15 protein-coding genes are annotated in these 20095 nt (G+C 29.3%); 10 read left to right on the top strand and 5 right to left on the bottom strand.

All coding sequences use genetic code 11. The features are described 5' to 3' along the window. Window positions 1-106 precede the first annotated feature (106 nt). From VC03_RS04015 to VC03_RS03995, 5 genes are read left to right on the top strand one after another with little or no spacing between them, the layout of a single operon-like run. On the top strand, window positions 107-1030 hold the full coding sequence (locus VC03_RS04015; protein ID WP_046328775.1) for an NAD-dependent epimerase/dehydratase family protein: 924 nt from the start codon (window positions 107-109) through the stop codon (window positions 1028-1030). Then, window positions 1021-4461 carry a chromosome segregation protein SMC gene (smc, locus tag VC03_RS04010; RefSeq protein ID WP_046328774.1) on the top strand — a complete coding sequence of 1147 codons (3441 nt, stop codon included), beginning with the start codon at window positions 1021-1023 and terminating at the stop codon, window positions 4459-4461. Before VC03_RS04015 ends, smc begins: the two co-directional genes overlap by 10 nt. After that, window positions 4461-5600, top strand: a complete 1140-nt coding sequence (locus VC03_RS04005) for a L,D-transpeptidase (RefSeq protein WP_046328773.1) — start codon at window positions 4461-4463, stop codon at window positions 5598-5600. The genes smc and VC03_RS04005 overlap by 1 nt, the downstream gene beginning before the upstream one ends. Before the next feature lie 16 nt (window positions 5601-5616). After that, the gene (locus VC03_RS04000) at window positions 5617-7344 is read left to right on the top strand and encodes a phospho-sugar mutase (protein ID WP_046328772.1); all 1728 of its coding nucleotides are present in this window, start codon (window positions 5617-5619) and stop codon (window positions 7342-7344) included. Continuing rightward, window positions 7331-7999, top strand: coding sequence for a hypothetical protein (locus tag VC03_RS03995; protein WP_046328771.1), 669 nt, complete (start codon window positions 7331-7333; stop codon window positions 7997-7999). The genes VC03_RS04000 and VC03_RS03995 overlap by 14 nt, the downstream gene beginning before the upstream one ends. A 153-nt stretch (window positions 8000-8152) precedes the next feature. On the opposite strand, the gene VC03_RS03990 is transcribed toward VC03_RS03995, so the two are convergent. From VC03_RS03990 to VC03_RS03975, 4 genes are all read right to left on the bottom strand, one after another. Next, on the bottom strand, window positions 8153-9331 hold the full coding sequence (locus VC03_RS03990; RefSeq protein WP_420804479.1) for a dicarboxylate/amino acid:cation symporter: 1179 nt from the start codon (window positions 9329-9331) through the stop codon (window positions 8153-8155). A 93-nt stretch (window positions 9332-9424) separates the two neighbouring features. Continuing rightward, window positions 9425-10630 (bottom strand): threonine ammonia-lyase, encoded by a 1206-nt coding sequence (gene ilvA, locus VC03_RS03985; RefSeq protein WP_046328769.1) that lies wholly within the window; start codon window positions 10628-10630, stop codon window positions 9425-9427. Between the two features lie 46 nt (window positions 10631-10676). Further along, window positions 10677-12071 carry an alanine/glycine:cation symporter family protein gene (locus VC03_RS03980; protein ID WP_046328768.1) on the bottom strand — a complete coding sequence of 465 codons (1395 nt, stop codon included), beginning with the start codon at window positions 12069-12071 and terminating at the stop codon, window positions 10677-10679. Between the two features lie 50 nt (window positions 12072-12121). Continuing rightward, complete coding sequence (locus VC03_RS03975; RefSeq protein ID WP_052727698.1) at window positions 12122-12559, bottom strand: NUDIX hydrolase; 438 nt, start codon at window positions 12557-12559, stop codon at window positions 12122-12124. 224 nt (window positions 12560-12783) lie between these two features. Here VC03_RS03975 and arcA point away from each other — a divergent pair, with 224 nt between their 5' ends. The 5 genes from arcA (at window position 12784) to VC03_RS03950 (ending at window position 18961) form a co-directional block, all read left to right on the top strand. Next, on the top strand, window positions 12784-14001 hold the full coding sequence (gene arcA, locus VC03_RS03970; RefSeq protein ID WP_046328767.1) for an arginine deiminase: 1218 nt from the start codon (window positions 12784-12786) through the stop codon (window positions 13999-14001). A 31-nt stretch (window positions 14002-14032) separates the two neighbouring features. After that, the gene (argF, locus tag VC03_RS03965; RefSeq protein ID WP_046328766.1) at window positions 14033-15025 is read left to right on the top strand and encodes an ornithine carbamoyltransferase; all 993 of its coding nucleotides are present in this window, start codon (window positions 14033-14035) and stop codon (window positions 15023-15025) included. 1 nt (window position 15026) lies between these two features. Continuing rightward, window positions 15027-15959 carry a carbamate kinase gene (gene arcC / locus VC03_RS03960; RefSeq protein WP_046328765.1) on the top strand — a complete coding sequence of 311 codons (933 nt, stop codon included), beginning with the start codon at window positions 15027-15029 and terminating at the stop codon, window positions 15957-15959. Window positions 15960-15982: 23 nt separating this feature from the next. Next, window positions 15983-17437, top strand: coding sequence for a YfcC family protein (locus tag VC03_RS03955; RefSeq protein ID WP_046328764.1), 1455 nt, complete (start codon window positions 15983-15985; stop codon window positions 17435-17437). Window positions 17438-17503: 66 nt separating this feature from the next. Continuing rightward, on the top strand, window positions 17504-18961 hold the full coding sequence (locus VC03_RS03950; RefSeq protein ID WP_052727697.1) for a C69 family dipeptidase: 1458 nt from the start codon (window positions 17504-17506) through the stop codon (window positions 18959-18961). Between the two features lie 21 nt (window positions 18962-18982). Here VC03_RS03950 and VC03_RS03945 read toward each other — a convergent pair whose 3' ends face one another. Next, window positions 18983-20041, bottom strand: coding sequence for a bifunctional folylpolyglutamate synthase/dihydrofolate synthase (locus VC03_RS03945; RefSeq protein ID WP_046328763.1), 1059 nt, complete (start codon window positions 20039-20041; stop codon window positions 18983-18985). Between the last annotated feature and the right edge of the window lie 54 nt (window positions 20042-20095).

Below are 20095 nucleotides of genomic sequence, written 5' to 3'. Positions count from 1 at the left end.
TATTGTTGATAGATAAATGATTAAAAATATTGTATAATATATGTAAATTTAGTTATTAAAAAAAGTGGTTTATACGCACTGCGTGATGAATATAGAAAGGAAAAATATGAAAGTATTAGTAACAGGAGGAGCAGGATTTATTGGCTCACACATAGTTGAAAAATTTGTTGAGAAGGGACACGAAGTTGTAGTAGTAGATAATCTAAGTTCTGGTACTTTAGATAATATTAAAGGACTTTCAAATGTTAAATTCTATAAACAAGACATTCGTGACAAGAATCTTATTGATATCTTTAAAATGGAAAAACCAGACATAGTGTACAATGAAGCTGCACAGATAAGTGTTGGTTGTTCTATTAAAGATCCATATAATGATGCTGATATTAATATAATGGGATTAGTTAATGTGTTAGAATGCTGTGTTAAGACAAATGTTAAAAAATTCATAACAGCATCATCTGCTGCAGTATATGGAGTTCCTAAAAGTAGTGTTTCATATGAAACAGATGAGTTACAAGCCTTATCATTTTACGGTCTAACTAAGATGACTAGTGAAAAATATGTAAGACTATACCACGACTTATTTAATCTACAATATGTAATATTAAGATACTCAAATGTTTTTGGTCCAAGACAATCTTGTCTTGGTGAAGCAGGAGTAGTTGCAATATTTAGTGATGCAATGAAGAATAACAAAGATATATATATAGACGGTGATGGAGAACAAACAAGAGACTTCATTTATGTAAAAGATGTAGCTAATGCTAACTACTTAGTGGGTGTAGAAAATGTAAAAAATGAAACATTTAATGTATCAAATAATGGGAAGACTAGTATAAATGAATTGTTTTCTGCAATGAAAAAAGCATTTTCATACAAAAAAGATGCAATACATAGAGAAAAAAGACTTGGAGATATTAGGGATAGTAGACTATCTAATGACTTGTTAAAATCAAAAACTTCATTTGAAACACATTATGATATACAAAGTGGTCTAAATGAATATGCTGGGAGTTTAGGATGTATTTAAAAGGTATAGAGATAAATGGGTTTAAATCATTTTCTAATAAGGTTAACCTTGACTTTACAAAAGGGATAACAGCTATAGTTGGACCTAATGGTAGTGGAAAGAGCAACATATTAGATGCCGTATTATGGGTTCTAGGTGAACAAAGCTACAAGTCTATACGTGCAAAAGATGGTCAAGATGTTATCTTTTCGGGTGGTAAAAACAAAAAAGCAAGATCTAGTGCTACTGTTAGTTTGTATATAGATAATTCAGATAAGTATATAGACTACGATGCTGATGATTTGGTGATAACAAGAAGTATAAATAGGAATGGTGAGAATATCTATAGTTTAAATGGTAAAAGAACTAGACTAAAAGATATTAATAATCTACTTATGGATACAGGAATAGGTAAGCAAGCTTATTCAGTAATAGGTCAAGGTAAGGTTGAGCGTATAATATCATCATCATCTGTTGAATTAAGAAATATTATTGATGAAGCAGCAGGTATAAAGAAGGCTAAAGTTGAAAAAGATTTAGCTTTAAAGAAATTTGAAAGTGTTAAAAATGAATTAGAAAAGATAGAGTTTGTAGAAAAAGACTTAGAAAAAAGAGTTGAAGAATTAAAAACTCAATCTACAAAGGCAAGACAGTATAGAGCGTTTACAAAAAAGATTAACACTTTAAAATATATGTCATATACTTACTATACTAATCAATTTAAAAATGAGATTGAAGACTTTAATGTAAAGAAAGTTAATATAGAAGAGAGTATAAAGAAGAGCGAAGAAAGTATACAGGAGTATACTGATAAAATACAAAAGAATAACGATGAAAAAAAGATAATAAATGCAAGATTAAATGAATTGCTTAATTCTAGTGATGAAAACAATGAAAAGCTTAAGGATTTAAGCGATAAGCAAGTTGAGTTAATTACTAAAAAAGCTAATTTCACATCTGAAGTTAATGCTAAAGAAAAAGAAAAGCAAAAACTTATACAAGACAAAGAGGAAGTTTCCAAAATTGTTGAGGAGAATAGAGAAAAATTAGTGAAAAGTAAGGCAGATATTGATGCGAAAAAAGAAAATATTTTAGATATAGAGAAAATATTGAAGTCTAAGACAGACAAAAAGCTTAGAATTGAAGAGGAAATAAGGGGGTGTGAGGATAATAGGAAGAATTACGAAGTAGACAAGTTAAAAATTAATATGACAACTGAGGATGCAAAAAAAAGAATAAAATATGCAAAATCTAAGTTAGAGCAAGTAACAAAAGAAAAAGAACAGGCTGATTTAAAATTAAAAAGCTTAGAATCTACCTCATTTGATGAGAAAGAATTTAATTCATTAAAAGAAGAGTATGCATTAAAAAAAGAAGAATATTCTAAGTTAAACAATGAAAGAAATGCAATACATACAAAGTTAGAAGAAATTAGAACAAAATATGATGTTTTGAATAATAGTATTAATAATTTTAAATTAATGAATAATGCTATACAATTTGTTTGTAATAAGTCAAAGGATGATAATTTAGTTTATGGACCCTTAGTCAACATGATAGAAGTAGATGAAAAATACCATTTAGCGATAACAACTATTGCAGGGTATAGTTTAAATGATATAGTAGTTGAAAATAGTGAGGTTGCACGTAAATATGTAGATATATTAAAGGGTAATAAGGTGGGTGTAGCATCATTTTTACCTGTACAAAATCTTTCTAAGAAGAACTTGAATAATGGAAAGTACAACTTTGCTAGAAATTTGGTGAAGAATAAGACGGGTAATCCTAAGATAGATAGGGTTATAGAGCACGTATTTTCTAATGCTGTAATAGTTGATGACTTAAAAGAGGGTATAGAATTATCTAAAACTTTTAAAGATAGAATAGTAAGTTTAGCTGGAGATGTAATATCATCTACTGGTAGAATAACTGGAGGATATATTACAAAAAAGGTAGACGAAACATTAAAAAGAACTAGTCTATTAAACACATACAAGGAAGAAAAAGAAAGTATAGAAAAAAGACTTAATCAAAAAACAAATGAAATACTTGTGGTTAATAAGGAAGTTGAAAAATTAAATTCATTAATAGATGAAAAAAGAACAGTCTATGAAAATTATTCACACAACAAAAAGTCAATATTAAGAGAAATTACTACATATAGCTATGAGATGAATGAAAACAATGACTTCATATCTCAAAAAGAAAAAGATATTAATGAAAATGATAAGTTAATACATGATATTAATATGGCTATTGTAGTAAATGATGAAAATGAAAAGACTTTAAAAAGTCAACTGGAAACATTACAAAATACAGATGTAGAGAAAAAGAAACTAGAAAGTTTAAGAATAGACTTAGCTGTTGAGAATGAGAAGTATAATAATATATTGGCAAAATACAATGAAGTTTATGCTAAGTTAGAGAAGAATAATGAAGAATATAGGGAATTAGCTGATTTTTTAGACAAGAAAGAAGAAAATTATCATAATCTTGAGGAAGAACTAGAAAGTATAAAGGGGGAAATAGTAGAAATCCAAGAAAGTGATGTAAAATCAAAAGAAGAGATTAATAGATTAACAAAAGAAAATATTGATAAGTCTAGTGAGTATAAGGAACTTATAGAGCAAAAGTCTAAATGTGAAATAGAGCAAAATACTAGAAAAAATGAATATGGGAATTTACTAGATAAAATAGAAAAGGATAATACTGAATTAGAAAAATATACTAATATGCTAAGTAAATTAGAAGAATTTAGTGAAGATATTAAATCTAATGAAGAGTATGAAGAAGATGTTGATTTATTAAAAGTTAAGATGTTTGAGAGAAAAATTAGCATAAATGAAAAATCAAGACAAGAATTAGGGGATGTTAATCTAGGATCAATAAAAGAATATGAAGAAGAAAATGCTAGATTTGAAAAAATGCGAAATGATAAATTTGACTTATTAAGAGCAGAAGAATCAGTATTAAAATTAATAGATGATATTGATGGTGATATAGTATACAAGTTTAAAAATGCTATAGAAGAAATAGGTAAAAACTTTACATATATGTGTCGTGAGTTATTACATGGTGCAAAAGGTGTGTTAAAAATACAAGATGAAGATAATCTTATAGAAACAGGGTTAGAATTGAGCGTGAAGTATAGGAATAAGCCTGAGCAAACATTGAGTTTGTTATCTGGTGGTGAAAAATCTATGCTAGCAGTTGCGTTTATAATCTCAATATTTATGTATAAGCCATCTCCATTTACTTTCTTTGATGAAGTAGAAGCTGCACTTGATGAGCAAAATACAAAAAAATTAGTTGAATTATTAAATAAGTTTACATACTCGCAATTTATTATGATTACACATAATAAGGAAACTATGAAAGGAGCAGATAGACTATACGGTGTTACAATGAATAAAGAAGTTGGAGAATCGATTATAGTGTCTGTTGATATATAATGAAAAGGATTTTATTTTTAATTTTTCTATCAGTTTATACCTTTTCTGTGGAGTATAAATATATAGAAAAATATGAAGAGCCTAATAAATCTAATTTAGAGTTCGAAGAAGGATATAATAAGTATTCACCAAAATTTTCGCATTATGTTTTTACTAAAAGAGCAGTAAGTGTAAAAAAAGAGCCTAATAATAGGTCTAAGACTCTACTTACAGTAGGTGGGAATAAGAATATACAAATTATTGCTAAAGTAAGTACAAAACATTCAAAATGGTATGAAGTAAAGATAAACAAAATAGTTGGTTTTGTTAATGAGAAAAGCGTTTTGAAGCGTGAATTTAATTATGAAAAAGCCATAGAAGAAATAGAAAAACTAGAAGAGTTTTTGTACAAAGATATTGATAAAATATATTTTATTGACTGTTATGCACCCTTGAGTTATTCTAGTGGTCTTAAAAAAGACAAGTATGGAAATGGTTCAAATCAGAGTATAACAGCATACGAAGTAGGTACAAAAGACCACTATAATTTACAAGATAGGACCATCTTATCTATTGATTCTGAAGAAAAAAAAGGGTATAATATTAAGGTGCAAACTTATCCAGAGCTAATTTTGAACAAAAAATATAAGAAAAACTTAAAAAAATTAGAGCTAGATGGTAAATTTATCACTAAATACATATTTATTGATAAAAAAAATCAAAATATTTTTGCACTTATGAAAGATAACGAAACAGGTAACTTTAGAGTAATAATTAATGGGTTAATTACGACTGGTAAAAATTCAAAATATGGATTTGAAACACCTTTAGGGAATTTCTTAGTTGCAATATCCAAACCAGTAATGACATATACATCAGATATTGATACTACTAAGGTTATAGGTGATGCAAGATATGCGATAAGATTTACAGGTGGAGCATATCTACATGGCATTCCATCCTTATACGAACCTAAGGAAACTAGAACTCAAAGAAAAAAGATAACAGAAAGTAAACTTGGTACCTATCCATTATCACATAAATGTGTGAGAAACAAGGATGAGGTAGTTAAGATTCTTTATGAGTGGCTAGGTGTAAAATCAAAGAATAAGGCTGGACATAGAGTGCCTATAGAACCTGTAATAGTTATTGTTAGATAATAATTAGGAGGAAAATATGAGCTATATCGAAAAGTACCAAGAATGGTTAAATCACAAAAATTTAGATGAAGATTTAAGAAAACAATTAGAAGAAATTAAAGGAAATGATTCTGAAATCAAAGATAGATTTTATAAAGAACTAGAATTTGGTACAGCTGGATTAAGAGGTAAGTTAGGTGCTGGAACTAATAGAATGAATAGATTAGTTATAGCAAGAGCAACAAGAGCATTAGCAGAAGTAATTATTGAAGAAGGTGAAGAAGCAAAAAAGAAGGGTATAGTATTCGCACATGATTGTAGAATTATGTCACCAGAATTTGCAAGAGAAGCTGCTTTAATAATGGCAAGTGCAGGTATAAAGACATACCTATTTGAAGCATTAAGACCAACACCAGAATTATCATTTGCAGTAAGATACTTAAAATGTACATCAGGTGTTAATATTACTGCATCACATAATCCAAAAATATATAATGGGTATAAGGTTTATTGGACTGAAGGATCACAAATTAAAGATAGAATTGCAAATAGAGTACTAGATAAGATAAAACAACTAGATATATTTAAAGATTATAAGACACTAACATTTGATGAAGCTGTTAAGTCTGGTATGTTAACAATAATAGGTGAAGAAGTTGACAGAGCATATTATGAAAATGTTAAGGCACAATCACTAAGAACTGATGATGAAATAGATAAGAGCTTAAGAATTGTATATACACCACTAAATGGTGCAGGATACAAGGCAGTAAAAACAGTGTTAGCTGAAAAAGGTTATGAAAATGTATTTGTTGTAAAAGAACAAGAAAACCCAGATGGACATTTCCCAACAATTGCATATCCTAATCCAGAATTTGTAGAAGTATTTGAATATGCAAATAAATTATGTCCTAAAGTAAATGGAGATATAATAATAGCAACAGATCCAGATTCAGATAGATTAGCAATAGAAGTTGTTCACAAAGGTAAGATAATACCTATTAACGGTAACCAAGCAGGTGTACTATTAATTAATTACCTATTATCAACTATGAGTGAAAAAGGAACTTTACCAAAAAATCCAGTAATAGTTAAATCAATAGTTACAGGAGAAATGGGAAGACCTATATGTGAAAAATATGGTGTTGAAATGATAAATGTTCTAACAGGATTTAAAAATATCTGTGAATTATCAAATAGATATGCCGTAACACATGAAAAGACTTATGTACTAGGATATGAAGAAAGTGTTGGATACAATGTTGGTACATTCGTAAGAGATAAAGATGGTGTTACATCAGCTGTTCTATTTGCTGAAATGGCAGCATATTACAAGAAACATGGTAAGACACTATATGATGTATTAGAAGATTTATTTAAAGAATTCGGATACTATAAGGAAAAGGGAGTTTCTATTGTACTTGAAGGAGAAGAAGGACAAAAGAGAATCGCTAGAATGATGAAGGAATTCAGAAATATATATCCTAAGCAAATATTAGGCGTTAATGTAAGCGAAACTACTGACTATGAAACACAAGTTATCACAAATGTAAAAACTGGTGAAACTAAACCAGTTGATAATGAAAAGACAAATGCATTTAAGGTAACATACGAAGATGAAAGCTGGTATACATTAAGACCATCTGGAACTGAACCAAAAATCAAATTATACATTTATGTAAAAGATAAAGATGAAAAAGTTTCAGAAAATAAATTAAAGACATTTGAAAAACAAGTATTGGAAGTAATAAATGGAATTAAATAAAATTTTTAAATCATTCATATTAGGTTTAATATTAGCAATTATTTCATATGTAGCTCTATCATTTGTAGGAGGATATAAGGTAGAGACAACTATGTATGTAAATGATAAATATTTAAAAGAAATGAATGAAGACGCAAAATACATATTAAGTTCACTTAATTATTTAGATTATTTAAGAGATAATTCAAAATTAGTAAAAAATATATTTAAACAAACTGATGAATACACATTATCAAAAGGTCTATTAGTAGAAAAACCTGGTGAAGATTCAACAGTTAAATTAACATTTCAAACTAAGTCAAAAGATGATGCCATACTATTCTCTAAGGAATATGCAAACTTGGCAAACAAATATATACTAAGTTGGAAAACACAATATTTTACAACTATGGTTGATAACTTAAATAGACAGTATAACGAGCTTAATACAAAGACAGATATTGAAAAGTATAGAGATGCATTGGCAGATTCAACAATTTCTAAATTAGTAACATATAAGCAAATAAAGGAAGATCAAAGTGATATTATTAGAATTACTAATTATAGAATAAAAGGAAGATTCAATAAGAAAATTATTGTTGTATTATGTTTCTTGATAGGAGCATTTATTCCAGTAGTTTATGAAATGTATTTTAATAAAAAACAAAATAATTAAGCATAAAAAAATCTCTCAAAAAATGGGAGATTTTTTTGTTCTATATATTTTTAGATCTCTCTAAGTAAAACTCATTTTACTTAGAATAAGTATACCAGTTTTAAGTAAAATTTTTAAGCCTAAATTTTACTTAGAGATAAAAAGTGCCAAACTTTAATTTGACACTCTTTGATTGTTTTCAAATATTCCTTGTAGAATTAATGCTAATGCACCATCACCAGTGATGTTACATGCTGTACCAAAACTGTCTTGAAGTGCAAATATTGTAAGCATTAAAGCTATTCCTGTATCATTAAATTTAAGTACTGATACAATAATTCCTAGTGATGCAAGTACTGTACCTCCAGGTACACCAGGAGCACCTACTGCAAATATACCAAGTAAGATGATGAATATTATCATCGTAGGTAAACTAGGCAATTTTGAATAAAGAATTCTTGAGACTGTCATCAAAAAGAAAACCTCTGTTAAAACCGAACCGCAAAGATGTGTTGTTGAACCCAGTGGTATTGCAAAGTCAATTATATCTTTTTTTAAGACCTTTGTATTTTTAGCACATTTTAGTGCAACTGGTAATGTAGCAGCAGAAGACATAGTACCTACTGCTGTTAAGTAAGCAGGGATATAGTTTCGTATAATATCAAAAGGATTTTTTTTAGAAACAATAGCACCTATTGCGTACAGTACACTTAGCCATACAAAATGGCAGATTATTATTATACCTATTATTTTAATAAATACTGGAAGTTGTTTTGTAATACTACCCTCATATGCTAAACTAGCAAATGTACAAAATATAAATATGGGTAGAATTGGTATTACTATTCTATTAACTAGTGCTAAAACTATTTTGTTAAAGTCTAGTAGAATGTTTGTAAAAATTTCTGAATTAGTCCATACTACAGCTAGTCCAATGAAGATTGCCAGAATAAGAGCTGACATTACAGGCATAATTGGTGGTATGTCTAGTTTAAAAAATACTTCTGGTAAAGTTCTTAAACCTTTTACACTAGAGTTTATTGATAAATATGGAATTATACTATACCCTAGTATCATTGAAAAAAATGCTGCACCAATTGATGATAGATAAGATAAACTTAACATAGTAATTAACATCTTACCTGCATTATTTTTTAGCTTTGCTATAGCAGGAGCTATAAATCCAAGTATTATTAACGGTATTGTAAAGAATATGATTTGACCTAAAATGTATTTTATAGTCTCAAGTAGAATAATATTTTTAGTGCTTGAGAATTGACCAATTATCATACCTAAAACAACACTGATTAAAAGTTTAAAAATTAGTTTGTCCTTTATTTTTGACATAATCATCTCCAATTTAAAATATGTAAAAATATTTTACAATATTTTGTGCGAATAGTAAAGTAAAATAAAAAAATAACAAAAAAAGAGCCTTACAGCTCTTTATTTTCTATTAATTTTAAATCCACTGTCTTTTAGGGCAGTTAGAATTGCAATTCCGTGTTCTTCATCACGGCATTCTATTACAATATTCAATAATTGTTCATTAACATCAAGATCTATATCATATCTAGTTTGATTTAAATAAAGTATATTTGCCTTGTATTCCTTTAATATTTCAGTTACATTATTAACTTGTCCTATAGAATCAGATAATTTTACTGTAAATTCTATTCTTCTTCCTTTAAGTATTTGTGCCTTATTAATTATCTTTTCTACATTATTAATATCTATGTTACCACCAGAAATTACACAACAAACCTTTTTACCTTTAATATCAACTTGATTTGATAGAAGACCTGCTAGTGATGTAGCACCTGCACCTTCTGCTACAACTTTTGATTTTTCTAGTAAGAATAGTATTGCAGAAGTTATTTCTTCTTCACTAACAGATATGATTTTGTCCACATATTTTTGAACAATTTCAAATGTTTTGTCACCAACTTTTGCAACGGCAATACCGTCTGCTATTGTATGACATGATTTTAATTGTATTATCTTCTTATTACTTACTGATTCCTTCATAGAAGCAGCACCATTTGCTTCTACACCATATACCTTAATATTAGGATTTATACTCTTTACGGCAACTGCTATACCTGATAATAGTCCACCACCACCAACAGGAACAAATATTGCATCTATATCAGAAACTTCATTTAATATTTCAAGTCCTATTGTACCTTGACCTGCAATAACATAATCGTCATTGAAGGGGTGTAAAAATACTAAATTTTCTTTTTCTTGTATTTCTAGGGCTTTGTTGTAGGCTTCATCATAGTATTGTCCATGTTGTATAACACGTGCACCAAAATTTTTTGTAGCAATAACTTTAGATAAGGGTGCTGTTTCAGGCATTACTATTGTAGCATTAATACCTATTGATTTAGCACCTAGGGCTACACCTTGTGCATGGTTACCAGCTGATGATGCAATAACACCATGACTTTTTTCTTCTTCAGTTAGATTCATAATCTTATTCATAGCACCACGTACTTTGAAAGATCCAGTTCTTTGAAGATTTTCTAGTTTTAATAAGACAGTGCTATTAGTAATTTCATCTAATGTGGGACACTCCATTAATGGAGTTTTTTTGATGCTTTTTTGTATTTTATCATATGCATTTTGTATATCTTTTAACTTAATCACATTACCACCTCAATTAGAGTATATAGTGTTTTTTTTATTTAGCAAATTATTTCCAATAATCTAATTTACTATCATCAAGCCCTATATTTTTTGCAATAAATACTGGATCTAGACCTTTTTTAAGTTGTGATTTATAGTCATCTAATGCTTTAAACGCAATATTAGATAAGTATAGTATAGTAGGTATATTAATTAAGCACATAATACCCATTAAAAAGTCTGATAAATTCCATGCAAAATCCATTCTCATTCCACAACCAAGGAAGATAAATATACTTGCAAGTATTCTATATGCAATTTGGAAGTTCTTTGAAGGAACTTTTTTTAAACAATATGCAATACAAGAATCTACATAGTATAGATTACCTAGTAGTGTTGTAAATGCAAATAGTGCTAGTGAGAAAGTAACGAATATATGTCCATAAAAACCAAAAACTGTTGCTAAAGCTAATTGAACATATTTTGCACCTGCAATACTTGCATCAGGACTTATACCAGATGATAGACAAATAAAGGCTGTTGCTGAACAAATAACTAGAGTATCAATAAATACAGATGTCATTTGAACAAGACCTTGTTTTACAGGGTGTGAAGTCTTTGCACTAGCTGCAGCGTTAGGGCTAGATCCCATACCTGCTTCATTAGAGTATAGTCCTCTTTTTATACCTTCAACTAAACATGAACTTGATATACCACCAAATATTGCACGGAAGTTAAAAGCATCTACAAATATCTTTTTCATAACTATAGGGAAAAGGTAGTAGTTTTTTAGAACAATAATTAGTGAAACAAGTATAAATACTATACCCATTATTGGGACAAGTATACTAGTTGCTTTTATTATTCTCTTACCTCCACCTAATATGCAAAATCCTGCTAATATTGCAAGAACTAAACCTATTATCCAAGGTGTAGTTGTTGAATTGTAGAAACTATATACTCTAAATGAATCTTGTAAATTAAATGAAGCTAACATATTAAATCCAACTGCATATGTTAGTATTAAACTTATGGCAAATATTAGTCCTAATGTTCTACTTCCAATACCAGTTTGAATGTAGTATGAAGGTCCACCATATGAATTTGTTTTTCCCTTCTTCTTGTATATCTGTGCTAGTGTAGATTCAATAAACGCAGAAGATGAACCTATTATGGCAATTATCCACATCCAAAATATGGCACCATATCCACCTATACATATTGCGTTTGAAACACCAACAATATTACCTGTACCAACTCTTGAGGCTGTTGAAACCATTAGAGCTTGAAATGATGAGACTTCTCCTTTTTTTGGAGTTTCTGTTATAACTGAGAAAGCATTTTTAAATAAGCTTATTTGTATAACCCCAGTTTTAAATGTAAAGTATAGCCCACTTGCAATCAATATGATTATTAATATGGGATAGTATAAAATCGCATTTACAATATTTAAAAAGTCCATAAATCTCCTTTCAAATACAATTTATACAAATTTTACCATAATTAAAAAAATTAATCAAAAATAATGTTTTTTTCAAAATTATTTTCTTTGATTAGTTTTATAATTTCCACAGGATAAACAGTGTATTTATCGATAGTATCTAAGTCTAACCAATAAAATTTATTTATTTTTTTACCTTCCATATGTGTAAAATTATGAGTGGGTAAATTTTTGATATCCACTAAAAAGTAAAAACAAACTTCGTGATTTTTATTGTATAGTGCTTCATGAACATATACACATTTTTTAATGTTTGCATCTAAACCAAGTTCTTCTTTAATTTCTCTTACTAAAGCTGTTTTTGCATTTTCAGCTATATCTATTCTACCACCAGGTAAGTAGTAGTAAAATCCCTTATCATCTATTGTTAGTAACTTATTATCCTTAACTACAATGGCTCTTGCTCTTAAGTTGAATCTAGTATAATCTATTCTAAATGAAATATCCATTATATCACCTCGAAGGTATTTTACTATATGAAGAGATTAAATGCAAAAAAATATGACAAGCTTGCTTAAATTAAAAATCAAGTTATAATCAACGTGAGGAGATTAAACGTATTTTACAAAAAAATCTATGTAAAAATTCCATATTAAAAATTTTATCAAGATATACTAAGGGTAGACATAGGGAATCTATGTTATACAAAGTAAGCTGATAGGAGGCCGATTATATGGTTATAAATGTTAGAAGCGAAATAAACAAGCTTAAAAAAGTTTTACTTCACAGACCTGGTAGAGAATTATTAAATCTTACTCCAGATTCATTACAAAGATTATTGTTTGATGATGTTCCATTCTTGAGAGTGGCACAAGCAGAACATGATGCGTTTGCTAAGATTTTGAGAGACAATGGTGTAGAAGTTGTATATCTAGAAGATTTAGTTGCAGAAACACTAGATACTTCTCATGAATTAAAGGTTCAATTCTTGAAACAATTCATTGAAGAAGGTGGCGTAAAGCTTGAAGTTTATAAAAAAGCTTTATTAGATTTCTTCTTAAGCTATAAAGATACTAAGGAAATGGTATTAAAGACTATGGAAGGTGTAAATATGTCAGAATTAAATATTCCAAGACATGATTTAGTAAGTTACCTTGAAGATCCAACAGAATTAATACTTGATCCTATGCCTAATTTATACTTTACAAGAGATCCATTTGCATCTGTACAAAACGGTGTTATCTTAAATAGAATGTACTCTGTAACAAGAAATAGAGAAACTATATATGCATACTATATTTTCCACTATCATCCAGAATACAAAGGTAAGGTAACAATGTTCTATGACAGAACAAATCCTTTCCATATTGAAGGTGGAGACGTTTTAAATATTAATGATGAAACATTAGCAATAGGAATTTCACAAAGAACTGAAGCTCCTGCTATAGACTTAGTTGCTAAGAATATCTTATTCGATGAAAAGAATTCTCACATTAAGACTATACTAGCATTTAGAATTGCTGAATCAAGAGCATTTATGCACTTAGATACAGTATTTACACAAATAGATTATGATAAATTCAGTGTACACCCTGCAATATTAGGTCCATTACAAGTATTTGAAATTACAAGAGATGGAAATGATGTTAAGGTTGTTCCACAAGAAGGAAAATTAGAAGACATATTAACTAAATATGTTGGAAGAAAAGTTACTTTAATCCCTTGCGGTGGTGGAGACAGAATAGCTGCTGAAAGAGAACAATGGAACGATGGTTCAAATACATTATGTATAGCACCTGGTACTGTTGTAGTATATGAAAGAAATGAAGTTACTAATAAGTTACTAAGAGAACATGGAATTAATGTTATCGAAATGCCAAGTGCCGAATTATCAAGAGGACGTGGAGGTCCTAGATGTATGAGTATGCCACTTGTTAGAGAAGATAATTAATTAAATACACAAAAGAAGGGAAAGAAAACAAATGCCAAAGAATTTACAAGGAAGAAGTTTTTTAAAACTATTAGATTTTACAAGTCAAGATATTAGATATTTATTAGATTTATCAAAGAAATTTAAAGAATTAAAATTGACAAGAACACCTCATAAATATCTAGAAGGTAAAAACATTGCCTTATTATTTGAAAAGACATCTACTCGTACAAGATGTGCGTTTGAAGTTGCTGGTAATGATTTAGGTATGGGTGTTACATACCTTGAACCAGGATCATCTCAAATGGGTAAAAAAGAAAGTATAGCAGATACTGCAAGAGTACTTGGAAGAATGTATGATGGTATAGAATACAGAGGATTCTCACAAGATTTAGTTCAAGAATTATCTGATAAAGCAGGTGTACCAGTATGGAATGGATTAACAGATATGTTCCATCCAACACAAATGCTTGCTGATTTATTAACAATAGAAGAAAACTTTGGGCACTTAAAAGGTTTAAACTTTACATTTATGGGAGATGCTAGAAATAATGTGGCAAATTCATTATTAATAGCTTGTGCTAAAATGGGATTAAACTTTACAGCATGTGGACCAAAAGAATTAATTCCTGAAGCTTCATTAATAGAAAAAGCTAAAGAAATTGCAAAGAAGACAGGTTCAGTAATTAGATTTACTGATAGCGTTGAAGAAGGATGTAAAGATGCTGATGTTATTTACACTGATATATGGGTATCAATGGGAGAACCAGATTCAGTATGGGCAGAAAGAATTAAATTATTAAGTCCTTACCAAGTAAATAAGAAGGCAATGAGTTATGCAAGTAAAGAAGCAATATTCTTACACTGCTTACCTTCATTCCACGATAGACATACAATTATCGGTGAACAAATATATGAAAAATATGGAATTCCAGAAATGGAAGTAGCAGACGAAGTCTTTGAAAGCCCTCAATCAAAGGTATTCGATGAAGCTGAAAATAGAATGCATACAATTAAAGCTGTAATGTATGCAACATTAAAATAAAATGAGTAAAAGAATAGTAATAGCTTTAGGAGGAAATGCCTTAGGAAATACCCCCGATCAACAATTAAAGTTGGTTAGGGGTACTGCTAAGGTTATAGTGGATATGGCCAAAGAGGGATATGAAATAATAGTTGGTCATGGAAACGGTCCCCAAGTAGGAATGATAAACTTAGCTATGGATTATGCAGCAAATGGTAGTGCAGGTACTCCATATATGCCATTTGCAGAATGTGGTGCAATGAGCCAAGGATATATTGGTTATCACTTGCAACAAGCTATTAGAGAAGAAATGAAAAAACAAGGGTTAGAAAGAGATGTAGTAGCACTTGTAACACAAGTGTTAGTAGATTCAAATGATGACGCTTTCAATCATCCAACAAAACCAGTTGGAATGTTCTATACTAAAGAACAAGCAGAAAAGATAGAAAAAGAAAAAGGATTCATATTTACTGAAGATGCAGGTAGAGGATATAGACGTGTAGTACCATCTCCATTACCTGTGGAAATAATAGAATTGAATGTTATAAAAAAATTAGTTAAAGATAATACAATTGTCATCGCTACTGGTGGTGGTGGTATACCAGTTATTAATACTGATAATGGATTAAAAGGGGTAGACGCTGTAATAGATAAGGATAGATCAAGTGCAAAACTTGCATTAGACTTAAATGCAGATATGTTAGTTATATTAACTGCTGTTGATAAGGTTTGTATAAATTACAATAAACCAGACCAAGTTGAATTGTCAGAATTAACATTAGATGACGCAGAAAAATATATAAAAGAAGGACAATTTGCAAAGGGTAGTATGTTACCAAAGGTAGAAGCTTGTATGGATTTCGTTAGAAAATCAAATGGAGCTAAGGCTTTGATTACATCATTAGAAAAAGCAGCAATAGCATTAAAAGGACAAACAGGAACTATAATTAAATAACAAAACGAAAGAAGGGAAAGATTATGGCAAAAAAAGAACGTAAGTCACTTTCTGCTTACTCAATAATCTTAATTTTACTTGTAGTATTAGCAATTTTAACTTGGCTATTACCACATTTACCTGGTTCAGTAACTCCTGAAATGATAGAAAATGATTCATCTTTAGTTACTGGTGTAAATCGTGCAACAATTGCTGACATATTTATGTCACCGTTCAATGGATTTAAAGACGCTATAGATGTTTGCGTATTCGTATTATTCTTAGGTGGATTTTTAGGTATAGTTACAAAGACAAAAGCATTAGACGCTGGTATTGCAGCTCTAGTTCGTAAATTAAAAGGTAATGAAATTATTTTAATACCAATACTTATGACACTATTCTCAATTGGTGGTTCAACATATGGTATGGCAGAAGAAACAATAGCATTCTACACTTTAATTTGTTCAACTATGGTTGCTGCTGGATTTGACTCAATGGTTGGTGCAGCTGTAATATTACTAGGTGCTGGTGTTGGATGTCTTGGTTCAACAATTAACCCATTTGCGACTGGTATAGCAATGGCAACAGTAGTTGATGGTGGATTGCATGTTGAAAATGCATATATATTGATAATAGGAGTAATTTTATGGATTACATCTTTAATTGCTGCTGTTATATATGTAATGAGATATGCAGAAAAAGTAAAAAGAGATAAAGGTTCTATTTTCTTATCATTAAGAGAACAAGAAGCAATGAATGAACATTTTGGACATGTTGACTTTAATGAAGTAGAATTTACTGGAAAACAAAGAGTAACATTAATTGTATTTGCTATTACATTCGTAATTATGATAATATCATTAGTTGCGTGGGGTAAATACGATATCCATGTATTTGAAGGATGGTCATCATTCTTAACTGGTGTACCTTTAGGAGAATGGTACTTCGGTGAATTGTCAATGTGGTTCACATTTATGGGACTTATCATTGCAGTAATAAATGGATTTAGTGAAAAAGAAACAGTAGATGCATTCCTTGCAGGATCTGCAGATATATTATCAGTTGTATTAATTATCGCATTATCACGTGGTGTTTCAGTATTAATGAAAGCTACATACTTAGATAAGTACATATTAAATACAGCTTCTAATCTATTAAAAGGATTACCTGCTATAGTATTTGCACCAGCATCATATATCCTATATATGATACTATCATTCTTAATTCCATCTACTTCAGGACTTGCAACAGTATCATTACCAATTATGGCTCCATTAACTCAAAATATTGGATTCAGACCAGAAGTTATGATAATGATATTCTCAGGTGCATGTGGATTGATTAATTTAATAACACCTACATCAGGAGTTGTTATGGGTGGTTTATCAACTGCGAAGATAGAATTCTCAACATACATAAAATGGGTAATGAAGTTATTAGGTATAATATTTGTATTAAATGTTGTAATCTTAACTGTCGCTATGTACGTAGTTAAATAATATATACTTTGGTAAGAGAGAAGACAGTTATGTTTTCTCTCTTTTTAAATAAAAGGGGTAATAAAAATGAAAAAGGGATTTGTATTAACAATGTTGTTAATTTCAGCTATAGATGCTATGGCTTGTACAGGTGTTTTAGTTGGTAGAAATGTTTCGCAAGATGGATCAATGCTAATGGCTAGAAATGAAGATTTCGGTTCAGCAGCAAATCCAAAGACTTTCTTTGTTATTAAAAGAAAAGTTAATAGTAAAAAAGCAATATTTAAAAATCCTGATACAGGATTTAGTATTGAAATGCCACATAAAACATTAAAATACACAATATTACCAGATGCTGGACAAGATGCTGGTGTATTTGGAGAAGCAGGATTTAATGAATTAGGTGTATGTACTTCTACAACTTTATCAGCAAGTGCTAATTCTGAAATATTAAAATTTGATCCATATGTAAAAGGTGGAATTACTGAACCTGATATGGCATCATTAATATTAATGCAAGCTAAAAATGCAAAACAAGGTGTCCAAATTATAGCTGATATTATAGACAAAAAGGGTGCTGGAGAAGGAGATATAATCTACGTTGCTGACAAAAATGATATTTGGTATATGGAAATCTATACAGGACACCAATACGCAGCTGTAAGAGTTCCACAAGATAAATACGCAGTTATTCCAAATGCATTTATGTTAGGTAATATAGATCTTAACTCAAAAGATACTATTTATTCAAAAGATTTAATAAATCTTGCTAAAAAGAATAATTTATTAAAAGAAAAAGATGGTAAATTCCATCTTGCTATGACTTATCGTGATAAATTAAATAACTATAACCAAATTAGAGTATATGAAGGACAAAGAAGATTTAATCCAACTGATAAGGTAAAGTATAACGTAAATGATACATACGAACTATTTAGAACACCTGAAAGAAAGATAGGATTAAAAGATGTTATGAATGTACTACGTGATAGATACGATGGTACAGAATTTACAGATATTAAGGTATATAGACCTATAGGAATAGATAAAAACCTTGAATCACATATATTCCAAATTAAAAAGAACATACCAAGTAAAATTGGAGGAATTATGTGGCTAGCTATGGGTACTGTTGAACATTCACCTTACTTACCATATTTTGGAAATATATCACAAACAAATAAGGCATTGAGAGTTAGAACTCAAGTTGCTAATAATAAGTCATATTACTGGACATTTAAACTATTAAATACTCTAGGTAAGTCAGATAGAAAAAATGTTGGTAATGGTATTAAAGAATATTGGAATAATTATGAAGATGGCGTAATTGAAGATGAAAAAAATGTAGAAAAGAAATTGCTATATATCTATAGAACAAAAGGTTCAAAAGCTGCTTCTGATTATTCAACTAAATATTCAAATGATTTAGTAAATAAGACATTAAATATCGCAAGAGATATGCAAGCTAAAGTTATTACACATGTTGATAAGAAAGCTGAAGGTAAACCATACAAAGCTCCATTTAGTTATGTTGATAAAAAATAGTATAAGTGAGACTATATAGTCTCACTTATTTAATTTTTCCATAACTTTTTGTATGAAGTAAAATGAACCACAATAGACATTGAACATGTCTTTTTTTGGTGTTAAATTATCTGATATATTCACATCTCCAAGTGTTTCTAATATATTTTCTTTTGTTCTACCCCTTTTAATATCGGGCATAGCAAATATGCTAATGGGATATCCCACATTTTTTAAAAGAGTATATATTGTTTTTAAGTCTTTATCTTGTAATACAGATAAGAAGATATTAACATTTTTTATTCCTTTTAAATTGTGTATTAGTGCCTTTATTGAATCAACATTATGTGAAACATCAACTAATATATTTTCTTGTATTTTTTGTTGTCTACCAATAATCTTAAAGTTTTTAAGACCTTGTCTAATTTTGTTATCACTAAAATTTAAAAGTTTAAATACTTCATAACAAAGAGCAAAGTTTTTTTGTTGGAAGTCTCCTTTTAGAGGGAGTGTAAATTTTGTTACGGGTTTTAAAAACTTTGTATCATTACTTTCTTTTTCAACAAAACTTTTTAGTATGCTATCAGTATAGAATGTTTTTGTATTATTCTTAGCAATACCTGCTTTTTGCCAAGCAATCTTTTCTCTAGTATCACCCAGCATTTGTGTGTGGTCTAAGCTAACATTTGTAATTAAGGCATAGTTATACATAATTTCATTTGTAACATCAAATCTACCACCTATTCCTACCTCTATTATCGCTATATCCACATTGTTTTCAACAAAGTAGTTTAAAGCAATGACGAATAAAAAGTCAAAAAAACCAAGATCAAGATGTTTTAACTTATCATAGTCATTTTTTAATTTTTCATGTGTTATGGGTATTTGATCTATAGTTATTCTCTCACTAACGTCTAATAAATGAGGAGAAGTAAATTTTCCAACCTTGTATTTTTGCATTAGAACACATTCTAAGTATGAACAAGTTGAACCTTTACCATTTGTTCCAGCCACATGAATAAGTAGTGGTAATTTTTTAGGTAAAAGATTTCGTATATCATTTCTTCTAATATTTTTTCTGTTAAAAAGTTCTTCAAACATATATCACACCTCTATTTTTTCTTGTTTAAGTATACGGCAATATGGTGTAAAAAG

Source organism: Sneathia vaginalis (assembly GCF_000973085.1).
Taxonomy (GTDB): domain Bacteria; phylum Fusobacteriota; class Fusobacteriia; order Fusobacteriales; family Leptotrichiaceae; genus Sneathia; species Sneathia vaginalis.
The sequence above is the reverse complement of the archived record's forward strand: the minus strand, read 5'-3'. Positions and strand labels throughout refer to the sequence as shown.

Bases quoted from the DNA above. Each gene is read 5' to 3' on its own strand.
- VC03_RS04015 (WP_046328775.1), top strand. From the start codon at position 107: ATGAAAGTATTAGTAACAGGAGGAGCAGGATTTATTGGCTCACACATA.
- smc (WP_046328774.1), top strand. From the start codon at position 1,021: ATGTATTTAAAAGGTATAGAGATAAATGGGTTTAAATCATTTTCTAAT.
- VC03_RS04005 (WP_046328773.1), top strand. From the start codon at position 4,461: ATGAAAAGGATTTTATTTTTAATTTTTCTATCAGTTTATACCTTTTCT.
- VC03_RS04000 (WP_046328772.1), top strand. From the start codon at position 5,617: ATGAGCTATATCGAAAAGTACCAAGAATGGTTAAATCACAAAAATTTA.
- VC03_RS03995 (WP_046328771.1), top strand. From the start codon at position 7,331: ATGGAATTAAATAAAATTTTTAAATCATTCATATTAGGTTTAATATTA.
- VC03_RS03990 (WP_420804479.1), bottom strand. From the start codon at position 9,331: ATGATTATGTCAAAAATAAAGGACAAACTAATTTTTAAACTTTTAATC.
- VC03_RS03980 (WP_046328768.1), bottom strand. From the start codon at position 12,071: ATGGACTTTTTAAATATTGTAAATGCGATTTTATACTATCCCATATTA.
- VC03_RS03975 (WP_052727698.1), bottom strand. From the start codon at position 12,559: ATGGATATTTCATTTAGAATAGATTATACTAGATTCAACTTAAGAGCA.
- arcA (WP_046328767.1), top strand. From the start codon at position 12,784: ATGGTTATAAATGTTAGAAGCGAAATAAACAAGCTTAAAAAAGTTTTA.
- argF (WP_046328766.1), top strand. From the start codon at position 14,033: ATGCCAAAGAATTTACAAGGAAGAAGTTTTTTAAAACTATTAGATTTT.
- arcC (WP_046328765.1), top strand. From the start codon at position 15,027: ATGAGTAAAAGAATAGTAATAGCTTTAGGAGGAAATGCCTTAGGAAAT.
- VC03_RS03955 (WP_046328764.1), top strand. From the start codon at position 15,983: ATGGCAAAAAAAGAACGTAAGTCACTTTCTGCTTACTCAATAATCTTA.
- VC03_RS03950 (WP_052727697.1), top strand. From the start codon at position 17,504: ATGAAAAAGGGATTTGTATTAACAATGTTGTTAATTTCAGCTATAGAT.
- VC03_RS03945 (WP_046328763.1), bottom strand. From the start codon at position 20,041: ATGTTTGAAGAACTTTTTAACAGAAAAAATATTAGAAGAAATGATATA.